Here is an 11,949-nt window from a genome sequence, read left to right as displayed (position 1 = left end):
GATCTCCAACCGCATCGGCGCAATACTACCCTGCCGATGTTCAAACACGGAAGGTGGTCGAAGGCGGCTTTTTCACCTTCAGACCGTGAAAACCTCACGCCGCAACACATCCCACGAGGCTTTGTCCGGCGCAATCAGCAGCCCGCCGTCGAGATGATGCGGCAGGTAGGGTGAGCCGTCGAAACGCGCCGCATAGGCGCCCGCCTCCTGCGAGATCAGCGTGCCGGCAAGGTGATCCCAGGGCATCAGCTTGTTGTACATGAGGTAATGCACATGCCCGCCGGCAAAAGTGCGGTATTCGTGGGCGGCGCAGCGGTAATTGGTGAGGAAGCGCACCTTTGCGAGATTGGCGAGCACTTCGGCGCGCTTCTCCTTCGGCAGGTAGCCTGTCGAGGCCATGCCGACCATGTGTTCCAGTTCGACGGGAGCTGCGACCGAGAGACGCTCGGCGCCGCCATCCGGCCGCCGCAGCCAGGCGCCACCGCCCTTTTCGGCCATCACCCAATCGTCGCCCATCGGATCGTAGATGATGCCGGCAACCGTCTCGCCGCCGGAGATCACGGATGCCATGACCCCAAAGGCCGGAATGCCGGAGGCGAAATTGAAGGTGCCGTCGACCGGATCGACGACGATCGCGAGATCGGCATGTTCGAGCCTGCCGAGCAAATCAGGATCGGCCGCGACCGATTCCTCTCCAAGGAACAGTGCGCCCGGCCAGAGTTGCTGAGCTTCCGCTTTGATCATCCGTTCCGCCTGCTCATCGGCCTCGGTGACGAGATCGGTCGCCTCGCTCTTGGCGCGCACGTCGTGCTGACCAAGCCGGCGAAAGCGCGGCAGGATCTCCGCCTTCGCAGCGCGGCGCAGCAAATCAGCAAGAACGGTCACGTCGACAATCGAAGTCATCTCAAATCCTCACGCTTAGGTCTCTTAGGAAAACCTTGAATCAGATGCCGACGATCTCGCGCCGAATGAGCTGCCAGCTCTCCTTGTCGGGCGCGGAGATGATGCCGCCCACGGTCTCGCCGGGGCGATAGGGCGTGCCGTCGAATTTCGCCGTATGGCCGCCGGCCTCCTGATGCGCGAGCACGCCGGCCAGGTGATCCCAGGGCATCAGCTTCGCATGGCCGATGAAATGCATCTTGCCGGAGGCGACCATCCAATATTCGTAGGCCGAGCAGTTGAAGGCGAAAGTCATCCGGGCCTTCGCCATGTTGGCGCAGATGCGCGAGCGGTCGGGCTCATCCATATGCCCCCAGGACAGGCCGCCGACCATCTGGTTCAGGCTAGCAGGCTCAGCGACCTTCAGCTTTGTCGACTGCCCATCCCGCCGTGTCAGAAAGGCACCTGCCCCCCTGATCGCGGTCACCGTGTCACCGAGAACGGGATCATGAATGATGCCGGCGACCGTCTCGCCCCTGACTGTGACCGCCAACATGGTCCCGAAGACAGGAATCCCGGCGGCGAAATTGAACGTCCCATCGACAGGGTCGATGACGAAGGCGAGCTCGGCATCGGCAAGTGCCGGCACGACGGACCGGTCGGCGTCATAAGCCTCCTCGCCGACGACGAGTGCTGCGGGAAAGCGCTCTCTCAGCGCCGCGGTGATGCGGTGTTCGGCAAGCACGTCCGCCTGCGTCACCAGATCGATTGCCGAAGTCTTTTCCGAAACATCGGCAGCGCCGAGATTACGGAAACGCGGCATGATCTCGGCTTGCGCCGCCTCTCGGACGCAATCGCCGAGAAAGAGAATATCCTGATCTGAAATAGTCATGCGAAATCCTGTACTTGATGCAATGCCAGCCTGCATAGCCGGCCCTTCATGAAGGATCGGTGACACCAAGGGTGGAAAAGTCGAAGAGTTTCGGGTCGAGCAGATGCGACGGGTTCACATGCGAAAGCGCCCGCAGCATCGTATCCTTGCGTCCCGGCATGCGCCGCTCGATATCGGCGAGCATGTCCTTCATCGCATTGCGCTGCAGCCCGTCCTGCGAGCCGCAGAGATCGCAGGGGATGATCGGAAACTGCATGGCGGCCGCAAACTTCGCGAGGTCGTCCTCGGCAGCATAGGCGAGCGGCCGCAGCACCATCAGGTCGCCCTCGTCGTTCAGAAGCTTCGCCGGCATCGAGGCGAGCCGGCCGCCATGGAAGAAATTCATGAAGAAGGTTTCGAGAATGTCCTCGCGGTGGTGGCCGAGCACCAGCGCATCGCAACCCTCTTCCCGCGCGACGCGGTAGAGATTGCCGCGCCGCAGCCGCGAACAGAGTGAACAATAGGTGGCGCCTTCAGGCACCTTCTCCTTCACGATCGAATAGGTATTCCGATACTCGATCCGGTGCTGAACGCCCATCTTGGTGAGATAATCCGGCAGCACATGCTTCGGAAAATTCGGCTGGCCCTGATCGAGATTGCAGGCGATGAGTTCGACCGGCAGCAGGCCGCGCCATTTGAGATCGAGCAGCAGCGCCAGCAGCCCGTAGGAATCCTTGCCGCCGGAAAGGCCGACCAGCCAGCGCTTCTGGCCCTTCAGCATGTCGAAATCGTCGAAGGCCTGGCGCACTTGCCGCAGCAGGCGCTTGCGCAGCTTGTTGAAGGAGACCGAACGCGGCGCATCGGCAAACAGCGCATGGCCGCTGGTGTCGGCTTCGCCGGTTTCCAAATCATCGGCAATCTTGGCTGCGATATTCATTGCTTCGTCCTATCGAAGGTCCAGACCTGCCTTAGCAGAAAGCGTCCTGCCAACACAGCGTTCAATCGCCGAAAACCGACCAGCCGGTGCGTGCTGCGAGCATCTCCAGCGCCGCAGCGCCGAGCTGTGAATTGCCGACCTTGTTCAGTCCCGGCGACCACACGGCGATGGAGGCGATGCCCGGCGCCACGGCGAAGATGCCGCCGCCGACGCCGCTCTTGCCGGGCAGGCCGACATGATAGGCGAAGTCGCCCGAGCCGTCGTAATGGCCGCAGGTCAGCATCAGCGCATTGATGCGCCGCGCCCGCTTCGGCGAGACCACCGAATGGCCGGTCGTCGGATTGCTGCCGCGCGCCGCCAGGAACAGCCCGGCGCGGGCGAGCTGCTCGCAGCTCATCGACAGCGCGCATTGATGGAAATAGACGCCGAGCACATGGTCGACGGGATGGTCGAGATTGCGGTAGGCGCGCATGAAGTTGGCAAGCGCGAAATTGCGGTATCCGGTCTGCGTTTCCGAGCGCGCCACCTTGTCGTCGATGGTGATCGACTCGTCATCGGCGAGATAACGCACGAAGCGCAGCAGCTCGCCGATTGCCTCGCGCGGCGCATGGCCGGCCATGACGACGTCGCTGACGGCGATCGCGCCGGCATTGATGAAGGGATTGCGAGGAATGCCGCTCTCGTGCTCCAGCTGGACGATCGAGTTGAAAGCCGATCCGGAGGGTTCGCGCCCGACCCGCTTCCACAGCCCCTCGCCGACCTTGCCGAGCGCCAGCGTCAGCATGAAGACCTTCGATATGCTCTGGATCGAGAAGGCGATGTCGGCATCGCCGACGCGATAGACTTTGCCGTCGACGGTGACGATCGCCATGCCGAACTGCTTCGGGTGGACCTTGGCGAGTTCCGGAATGTAGTCCGCGACCTTGCCCTCGCCGATCCGCGGCTGGATATCGGCGTAGATGCTATCGAGGGTCGCCTGCAAATCTGCCATTGCTTCTCTCCAGATCGCAAAAAAGCCGCTCGAAAGAGCGGCTTTCCGTATATCGACGCATGCTGTTGTCTCGCAATCGGTTTCGACTGCGAGACGAATGCATTAACGCGAATAGAATTCGACGACCAGATGCGGTTCCATGACGACCGGGAACGGAACGTCGCTGAGCGTCGGGACGCGGCCGAAGGTTGCGACCATCTTGTTGTGATCGACTTCGATATAGTCGGGAACGTCGCGCTCTGCGAGGCTGACAGCTTCCAGAACGATCACCAACTGCTTCGACTTTTCGCGAACTTCGATGACATCGCCGGCCTTGCAACGGTAGGAACCGATGTTGACGCGCACACCGTTGACCGAGACGTGGCCATGGTTGACGAACTGGCGGGCAGCAAAGACCGTCGGAACGAACTTGGCGCGATAGACGATTGCGTCGAGGCGCGATTCCAGCAGGCCGATCAGATTTTCAGAAGTGTCGCCCTTGCGGCGGTCGGCTTCGGCGAAGATCGCGCGGAACTGCTTTTCGCGCAGGTCACCGTAGTAGCCCTTGAGCTTCTGCTTGGCGCGCAACTGCACACCGAAGTCCGAAAGCTTGCCCTTGCGGCGCTGGCCGTGCTGGCCCGGGCCGTATTCGCGGCGGTTTACCGGGGACTTCGGACGGCCCCAGATGTTTTCGCCCATACGGCGGTCAATTTTGTACTTGGACGATTCGCGCTTGCTCATCGTATTTCCTTTCAAAGGTTTATGACGGCTTGTTGCCAAACCGCACGAAGGAAACACGCCCTCCTCTGGTCTTTTCCGAGACCTGACAGGATGTTCCGGTTAGCGAACAGGAACGATCCACGGGACATGTCAAATGAAACACCGGGCATTGCTGCCCGGTGCTTGCGGCGGTCTTTAGAGGGCCGTCATGAAATTGTCAACAGCGGCAAAGCTCGAAAGCACCACTATTCCGCCGCCAGCCGTGGGTCCCCGCCAGCATCAGGTGCGTTGGCGTCGCCCGGCGCCGTCTGGCAGTCCATATCAGGGAAAGCGACGATACGCTTGCCGGAAAAATCGGCGTGCACGACGATGATGCCCTGCTCCTCGAAATAGCCGAGCAGGCGCCGCGCACGGCGGGCGGAATGGGTGCCATAGGCACGGGCGATGCGGGCGTCCGACGGGCACGGCTCGCCGCAGACGGCGGCCTTGGCGAGCATCAGGAAGACGCCCTGCAGGTCGTCGGTGACACCTGAAGACAGCGACAGCGCCGTCGCCCAGGCATCGGTTGCGGCCGTTGCCGCATCGACGCCGGAGCGCGAGATCGCCACGCGCCGGCGGAAATCCGGCAGCGCGATCGGCGGTCCCGGCACGCGACGCATGCGCAGCCTTACCAGAAAGTCCTGGTAGAGCACCGAATCGGTGCGGAAGGCGGATGCCGGATCGTCCAGTATCTCGGCCAGCACACCGGCAAGGCGCTCCTCCCGCTCCTCGGCGGAGACTTCCACCTGGCTCGCCCTCGCCTCCGCAGGTACGGCCGATGCAGCCGGCGTTGAGCGCGAGAGTTCGGCCAGAATATCGGTCGTCGGCCGTGGCGCCGGCGGGGCGCGGCGCACCAGCGGGCGTTGGAATTCCTCCGGATCGGGCGTGAAGATCAGGTCTTCGACATCCTGCGGCGCATCCGGCAGCGGCATCAGTTTCGGGCTGGAGGAGCGCGCCGAGGTCTCCACCGCGCCGATCTGGATCGGCAGCGGCCGGCGCGACAGCGCGGGTCCGAGAGCGACGAAATTGCCGCGCTTCAGGTCGCGGAACATCTCGGCCTGGCGCCGGTCCATACCGAGCAGGTCGGCGGCGCGCGCCATGTCGATATCGAGGAAGGTGCGGCCCATCAGGAAGTTCGAGGCCTCAGCCGCAACGTTCTTGGCGAGCTTGGCAAGCCGCTGCGTCGCGATCACGCCGGCAAGGCCGCGCTTGCGGCCGCGGCACATCAGATTGGTCATCGCGCCGAGCGACATCTTGCGCGCATCTTCCGAGACATCGCCACCGACCGACGGCGCAAACATCTGCGCCTCGTCGACCACGACGAGAACCGGATACCAGTATTCGCGATCGGCATCGAACATGCCGTTGAGGAAGGCGGCGGCGGCGCGCATCTGGTCTTCGAGATCGAGGCCTTCGAGCGTCAGCACGCAGGAAACGCGATGCTGACGGATGCGGTTGGCAATGCCCGCCAACTCCGCCTCTGTGCGCTCACCGTCGACGACGACGTGGCCGAACCTGTCGCTGAGCGTGACGAAATCACCCTCGGGATCGATGATGACCTGCTGCACCCATTGCGCCGATTGCTCGAGCAGACGGCGCAGAAGATGCGATTTTCCGGAGCCGGAATTGCCCTGCACGAGCAGACGTGTCGCCAGCAGCTCCTCGATATCGAGCGTCGCCGGAGCGCCGGACGCCAATCCCATATCGATGCCAACCTGCACGTCCAATTCCCCTTACAAATTCCCGGCCCGTCTCTAGATCAGGATGATTTTAGGCCCGATCGGCCTAAAACCTGTTTCCTGATCTACATCAAAGAAATAGAGCATGATGTCGTCCGAAAACCGCGTACACTTTTCGGCATCATGCTCTAGCAGATTCGCAGGCACCGTTGTCGTCAAACCTTTAAGAACCCACAGGAAAGCCAGCCCTGGGAATAAGGCTTCACACCGCCTCGCGCTCGACGAGGTCCCCCGCCATGTCCGTCTGCGTCGGAATTAGCAAACGTGTGCAGAGCAGGCTGACGAAAAGTGGTACCAACAAGACCGCAAGTCCCGCGCGCAAGCCCAGGAGTTCGCCGAGAAAGCCGATGATCGGCGGCCCGATGAGAAAACCGGTCAGGGCTGCGAAGGAGAGCGTCGCAACGCTTGAAGCGGGCGGGCGGTCAGTCAGCGAAGCGACGGCCGTCACCGCAAGCGGAAACCCGACCGAGACGCCGATACCGACTGCGGCAAAGCCGAGTAGCGCAAGCGGCGTCGCCGGTGCAAGGAGAACGACGAGCATGCCGGCAAGCGAGGCGATGCCGCAGCCACGGGCAATGGCAACCGCGCCGAAACGGCCTTTCATGTAATCACCGCTGAAGCGCCCCGCCGCGACCATGAAAGCGAAAACCGAATAACCGAGGCCGGTTTGCGCGCCTTCTGCATTCATGACATCGCGGAGATAGACCGCCGACCAATCGGCGATCGCACCTTCGGTCATCGTCACGCCGAAGACGAAGGCGCAGATCCCGAGCAGAGCAAGACTGGGCAGCTTGAAACCGGTCATTGCCTGCGAATTCTCCGCATGGTGACTTTCCGACAATTTCGGCAGGCGCAGGCTGGCAATCAGCGCAGCCGGCAGGATGACGATCGCCGTGATCAGGATCGACCAGTGCGGCGAAAGCCCGATGGCTATGGCACCAACGCCGATCAGGCTGCCGACCATGATGCCGAAACTCCAGAAGCCGTGGCAGCGGCTCATGATGATCAGCCCGGTCGCCTTCTCCGTCACATCGGCCTCGACATTCATGCCGAGTTCCACCGTCGAAAGCGCGACCCCAACGACAATCAAGGCGAAGAATAGAAGCATGACGCTGGGCGCGAAGGCTGGAAGCGAAACCACGGCAAGAAAGAAGATGAAACCATAGATGATCGTCATGCGCCCGCCGATGCGCGAGACGAGGCGGCCGGCAAACGGCAGGGTGATCAGCGTGCCGATCGGCAATCCCAGAAGTGCGATGGCGAGATCGGCGGTGCCGAGTTCAAGCTTCGCCTGGATATCAGGAATGCGCGGCAACCAGGCGCCAAAGGCTATCGGCTGCAGAAAGAAGATCAGCATGACAAGTCTTTGCAGCGGCACGGCGCATCCCTTTATGTCTTGAGCGGCAAACACCCGCCCGCGATTCCCCACAGAGATGTTGCGCGATGACATCGGTGAAATAAAGCGCGCAGTGCCTTATCGCGTGCTGAGACCGAAACCCTGCATCAGCCGGCGCGTCGCAAAGTCGGGATTGCCGGATGTAAAGACGGCAAAGTCGAAATTATCGGGGTGAACGGCGTCGGCGATCTGCGGAACGAGTGTGCGCGCCCGCCGGGCAATGGCTTCTGCCGGATCCAGCCAGTCCACCGGCCAAGGCGCCAGTCTGCGGAATAGATTGGCCATGAATGGATAATGCGTGCAGGCGAGCACGACGATATCGGTCTTGCGGCCTTCCTTCTCGACGAAACATTGGTCGATCTCGGTCAGCACCGCCTCATCGGAAACCGCGTCGCCCCGGATATAGGCCTCCGCCACGCGCGCCAGGTTTTCCGAGCCGACGAGCCGCACATGACATTGCTGCGCAAAGGACTGGATGAGATCGCGCGTATAGGCGCGCTTGACCGTGCCCGGCGTCGCGAGCACCGAGACCAGGCCGGAGCGCGTACGCTCCGCCGCCGGTTTGATCGCCGGCACGGTGCCGACGAAGGTCATCTGAGGAAAGGCGGCGCGCAGATCGGCGCCAACCAGCGTGAAGGCGGTGTTGCAGGCGATGATGCAGACTTCGGGGTCGTGATCTGCGAGCAGCCGGCCGAAAAGCCCGATCACCCGCTCCTTCAGCGCCTGTTCCTCCCAGCCGCCATAGGGAAAGCCGGCATCGTCGGCGACATAGATGAAGCCGCGTTCCGGCATCAGCACGCGCACCTCGCGCAGCACGGTCAGCCCGCCTATGCCTGAATCGAAGACGAGGACGGGTTTCAGCTCATGCGTCGGCGCTGTCATCGGGCGGTGTTTCCTTGGCCGCTGTCGGGAACCGGCCGCCGCGCGGGCTCTTGCGCGAGAAGCGGTCGAGGGAGGAGATGACGCCGCGCAGCACGCTGATTTCCTGCTCCGTGAAGGCCCGGCGGGATAGAACGGCACGGAGATTGTCGACCATTTTTGGCTTTTTCCCGGCAGGGTGGAAATAACCACGCGCATCGAGCGCCTCCTCCAGCTGGTCGAACAGGCCGAACAGCTGGTCCTTGGTCGAGGGCGTCTGCCCCATTGCCTGGAAGGGCACGGCGCCGAGATCCTCCATGCCTGATTTCATCCACTCATAGGACATCAGCAGCACCGCCTGGGCAATGTTCAGCGAGGCGAAGGCAGGGTTGACGGGGAACGTGACGATCTCGTCGGCAAGCGCCACCTCTTCGTTGGTCAGCCCCCAGCGCTCGCGCCCGAAGAGGATGCCGGTGCCTTCGCCGGCGCGAAACCTCGCCCGCAGCGTTTCGGCGGCAATGACCGGCGAGCGGACCGGCTTATAGCCATCACGCTCGCGCGCCGTCGTCGCATAGACGAAATTAAGATCGGCGACCGCCTGTTCCAGCGTGTCGTAGACCTTGGTCGCCTCGATGACGTGATCGGCCTTGGAGGCGGTCGCCAGGGCTTTCTCGTTCGGCCAGCCGTCGCGCGGATTGACGAGGCGGAGTTTAGCAAGGCCGAAATTCGCCATGGCGCGCGCCACCATGCCGATATTCTCGCCCATCTGCGGCTCGACCAGAATGATCGCCGGCCCTTCGGCCAGAAGTTGACGCTCGCTGTTCGTGCCTGCCATGGTTCTATCCCTGTTTCGAGCGCGCAATAACCTCGCCCGGCGCAAACGGCAAGACATCAGCCTGCGGATAGAGCCTTTCCAGTGCCGAACCGATCATTTCGAGCCCGAGTCTGGCGCCTTCGCGCGACAGCGGCAGGTGCCGCCCTGTCGTCCGCGATGTCTTGCGCTCGATGAAGAAACAGGTCGAGCCGCGCGGGGCCGCATCCTTCATCAGCGCCAGATCCGACGCGATCAGCCTCTTCAGCTCGTCGGCCTCGGCCGATGCCGCGTAGCTCTTCGCCAGGATGCGCGCCCAATAGGTGCAGGAGAGGAAGATCGCCAGCGTCTGGCGGATCTGGCCCGGCCGCGTCACCACCGACCAGGACGAGCCGAGCGGCCGCGCCGCCACCGTTACGTCGCGGTAGCAGGCATCGATCTTCTGCGACAGCGCCATCAGCGCAAAACCGCTCTTGCCTTCACCGATCGCGCTTAACAACTCGTCCAGCGCCTGAAACCAACGGGCGAGTGCTGCATCAAGCGCGCCACGCGTGCGTGCCGGAAAGACCAGGAAGGCAACCGCCGTTCCGGCCACCGCGCCGATCAAGGTCTCCCCGATGCGCAGCTGCAGGAGATCGAGCGTCAGCACCCCGGTCATGCCATAGACCAGGCAGAGCACGATCGAGATGAAGAAGGTCATCGTCGCATAGGAAACCTGCAGGAAATAGAAGGCGAGGAAAATGCAGACGGCAGCAACCGGAATGGCGATGACTGGCTCACCTGAAATCAGCGTCGCCAGCAGGAGGCCGATGGCGATCCCGAACACCGTGCCGAGCGAGCGCGACAGCGCTTTCATTGCCGTGTCGCCGCGCGAATTGGTGTTGGTGAAGACGAGGAAGGCGGCAAGCACCGCCCAGAACCAGCGGTCGCGCGACAGAAGCAGGCCGAAGCCCATGGCGAGCGCCGAGGCGAGCGTGATCTGCAGCGCCGAGCGCAACAGCGGATTGGCGAATGAAAAGTCGATCTTCTCGGGCTGTGCCGTGTCCTTGACGGCATCGATGCCGGCAAAGCCGGAAGCCTGCCCCTCGCCGATCGCCTGCGTCAATTGCTGCCGCGCCTCGCCGAGCCAGAGCAGCGCCCGCACGGTTTCGCCTTGCGGTTCCTCTTTGATGGCTTCCGCCATCCCCTCATAGGTGGCGAGCTCCGCCTTGTCGGCCTCGATCACGGCATGGATGAGCGCAAAGGGCGGCAGGCTCTGGAAGCTCACCACGATCGCGCTTTCGGCAGCGAGATGCGCATCGAAGAGCCGAATCGCCAATTCCGCGGCGGGATCGGAAGCACCGTCGAAGACGCCGGCCGGCGGGCGTGGAATGAAGGTCTCAGCCATCAGCACCACTTCCTTCAGCCGGTCTTCCAGCTGGCGCAGCTCCTGCCGGTCAGCCTCGCCGATATGACCGCTGCCGGCAAGGGTGGCGAGCTTGAAGAGGATCTGGTTGATCCGGCCGCGCACGCTTTCGAGCGAGCGAAGCAGGTCGCGCCGCCAATCATCCGGCAACAGCACTGCTCTCACCAGATGGCCGACGAGTACCGAGACGACGGGGCCGATCGCCACATCAGGCAGCTCGGCAAGGGAAGGCCGGAAATAAGACCCCATGAAATAAGAGGTGAAGGCGAACATGCCGATCGCAAAGCCACGCGGCCCGAACACCCGCCCGGCCGATGCGAGCGCGATCACCACCAGGAAGACGAGATCGGAGAGAAAACGGCGATCCTCGAGCCCCGCCGCAATGCCGACGACGGCAAGGCTCGCGACACAGCCGAAAAGCCGCGTCACCAGCTGGCGCGAATTGCCCTTGTCGCGCACCGCCACCCCGCCCTCGATCGACAGCACGATGCCGAGACCGAAGGCCGCCGTCGGCAGCGGCACGATCAACTTCTGGATGGCGAACAGGATGGCGAAGGAGAGAACGATCGTCAGCGTCACCCGCGAAGCCATGCGCAGGCGCGAAAGCGCCGGATCGTTGGCAAGCAGCCAGTCGCGGAACTGAAAACCGGAAAACAAGTGCAAGAGCCCCTCATGCCGCTCAGAGATAGAATCTCGATGCTCTTGAATGTCGCGCGCCTATTGGCCCTTGGCAATCAGCGCCATCGTTGTCTTCAGGGAATCGCGCGCCTGCGTTTCGATATTCTCGGTGACGATATCGTCGATGACGGGCTTGCCGCCTTCCTCGACCACCTCGAAATGAACGGTCGTATAGTCCTTGGCATCGGGCGCATCCGAGCAGGCGGATTTCTTGAAGCGCACGGTCACCTCGGCCACGCCGTCGACCACAGGCGCTGCCACCATCGTCAGATCCTCCAGCGGGCAGGCATCCTGGCCGTTGACGATGACGTCGTAGTCGAAGGGCGATATGCCGTCGTCGTCGACGGCGGGAAACTGCGCCGCCGCCTGGTATTTCGCGACGAAATCGCGGCTGTAGAGATGGTCAAGCCGGCTCGCGTCGAAGATGTCGATCCAGTCGCTGCTATTGTCGGCCCAGTTGCTCCTGGTCGCGTCCATGATCTCCTTCACCGGAGCGATGATTTCGGCGGCGTGGCTGATGCCTGAAAAGGCGATAAGGCTTGCGATAACAACGGCGATTGTCTTCATGGTCGAATGTCCGGCGTCGGCAGTTGAGGCGGACACTAGCCAAATTCCAGTACTTGGCAATGGCGGCAAAAACGCATTG

The 11,949-nt window shown here is 62.7% G+C and carries 11 protein-coding genes; all 11 read right to left on the bottom strand.

Features of this window, described 5'->3' with window-relative positions; genetic code table 11:
* Positions 1 to 78: 78 nt before the first annotated feature.
* The gene (locus HFO71_RS06000) at positions 79 to 903 is read right to left on the bottom strand and encodes an inositol monophosphatase family protein (protein ID WP_025394747.1); all 825 of its coding nucleotides are present in this window, start codon (positions 901 to 903) and stop codon (positions 79 to 81) included.
* Positions 904 to 943: 40 nt separating this feature from the next.
* The gene (locus tag HFO71_RS05995) at positions 944 to 1,771 is read right to left on the bottom strand and encodes an inositol monophosphatase family protein (RefSeq protein ID WP_025394748.1); all 828 of its coding nucleotides are present in this window, start codon (positions 1,769 to 1,771) and stop codon (positions 944 to 946) included.
* Positions 1,772 to 1,817: 46 nt separating this feature from the next.
* Entirely contained in the window at positions 1,818 to 2,687 is an 870-nt protein-coding gene (gene ttcA, locus HFO71_RS05990) for a tRNA 2-thiocytidine(32) synthetase TtcA (protein WP_077978284.1), read from the bottom strand.
* A gap of 61 nt (positions 2,688 to 2,748) precedes the next feature.
* Complete coding sequence (locus HFO71_RS05985) at positions 2,749 to 3,678, bottom strand: glutaminase (protein ID WP_077978285.1); 930 nt, start codon at positions 3,676 to 3,678, stop codon at positions 2,749 to 2,751.
* A 102-nt stretch (positions 3,679 to 3,780) separates the two neighbouring features.
* Positions 3,781 to 4,398: a 30S ribosomal protein S4 gene (gene rpsD, locus HFO71_RS05980; protein ID WP_003540107.1), complete on the bottom strand. Its 618-nt coding sequence runs from the start codon at positions 4,396 to 4,398 to the stop codon at positions 3,781 to 3,783.
* A 224-nt stretch (positions 4,399 to 4,622) separates the two neighbouring features.
* On the bottom strand, positions 4,623 to 6,137 hold the full coding sequence (locus HFO71_RS05975; protein ID WP_012757646.1) for a helicase HerA domain-containing protein: 1,515 nt from the start codon (positions 6,135 to 6,137) through the stop codon (positions 4,623 to 4,625).
* Positions 6,138 to 6,357: 220 nt separating this feature from the next.
* A complete protein-coding gene (locus HFO71_RS05970; RefSeq protein WP_170268539.1) occupies positions 6,358 to 7,605 on the bottom strand; it encodes an MFS transporter in 1,248 nt (415 codons plus the stop codon).
* Between the two features lie 24 nt (positions 7,606 to 7,629).
* A complete protein-coding gene (gene murI, locus HFO71_RS05965; protein WP_221987680.1) occupies positions 7,630 to 8,433 on the bottom strand; it encodes a glutamate racemase in 804 nt (267 codons plus the stop codon).
* Positions 8,414 to 9,244 carry an RNA methyltransferase gene (locus HFO71_RS05960; RefSeq protein WP_221987678.1) on the bottom strand — a complete coding sequence of 277 codons (831 nt, stop codon included), beginning with the start codon at positions 9,242 to 9,244 and terminating at the stop codon, positions 8,414 to 8,416. Before HFO71_RS05960 ends, murI begins: the two co-directional genes overlap by 20 nt.
* A 4-nt stretch (positions 9,245 to 9,248) precedes the next feature.
* Positions 9,249 to 11,288 carry an FUSC family protein gene (locus HFO71_RS05955; RefSeq protein WP_221987675.1) on the bottom strand — a complete coding sequence of 680 codons (2,040 nt, stop codon included), beginning with the start codon at positions 11,286 to 11,288 and terminating at the stop codon, positions 9,249 to 9,251.
* A 54-nt stretch (positions 11,289 to 11,342) separates the two neighbouring features.
* The gene (locus HFO71_RS05950) at positions 11,343 to 11,870 is read right to left on the bottom strand and encodes a hypothetical protein (RefSeq protein ID WP_168283559.1); all 528 of its coding nucleotides are present in this window, start codon (positions 11,868 to 11,870) and stop codon (positions 11,343 to 11,345) included.
* Positions 11,871 to 11,949: the final 79 nt, after the last annotated feature.

Source organism: Rhizobium laguerreae (assembly GCF_019778565.1).
GTDB lineage: Bacteria > Pseudomonadota > Alphaproteobacteria > Rhizobiales > Rhizobiaceae > Rhizobium > Rhizobium laguerreae.
The sequence above is the reverse complement of the archived record's forward strand: the minus strand, read 5'-3'. Positions and strand labels throughout refer to the sequence as shown.

Excerpts from the sequence above, each read along its gene's own strand:
- rpsD (WP_003540107.1), bottom strand. The coding sequence starts at position 4,398 with ATGAGCAAGCGCGAATCGTCCAAGTACAAAATTGACCGCCGTATGGGC.
- HFO71_RS05970 (WP_170268539.1), bottom strand. The coding sequence starts at position 7,605 with ATGTCATCGCGCAACATCTCTGTGGGGAATCGCGGGCGGGTGTTTGCC.
- HFO71_RS05950 (WP_168283559.1), bottom strand. The coding sequence starts at position 11,870 with ATGAAGACAATCGCCGTTGTTATCGCAAGCCTTATCGCCTTTTCAGGC.
- HFO71_RS05995 (WP_025394748.1), bottom strand. The coding sequence starts at position 1,771 with ATGACTATTTCAGATCAGGATATTCTCTTTCTCGGCGATTGCGTCCGA.
- ttcA (WP_077978284.1), bottom strand. The coding sequence starts at position 2,687 with ATGAATATCGCAGCCAAGATTGCCGATGATTTGGAAACCGGCGAAGCC.
- HFO71_RS05960 (WP_221987678.1), bottom strand. The coding sequence starts at position 9,244 with ATGGCAGGCACGAACAGCGAGCGTCAACTTCTGGCCGAAGGGCCGGCG.
- HFO71_RS05985 (WP_077978285.1), bottom strand. The coding sequence starts at position 3,678 with ATGGCAGATTTGCAGGCGACCCTCGATAGCATCTACGCCGATATCCAG.
- murI (WP_221987680.1), bottom strand. The coding sequence starts at position 8,433 with ATGACAGCGCCGACGCATGAGCTGAAACCCGTCCTCGTCTTCGATTCA.
- HFO71_RS06000 (WP_025394747.1), bottom strand. The coding sequence starts at position 903 with ATGACTTCGATTGTCGACGTGACCGTTCTTGCTGATTTGCTGCGCCGC.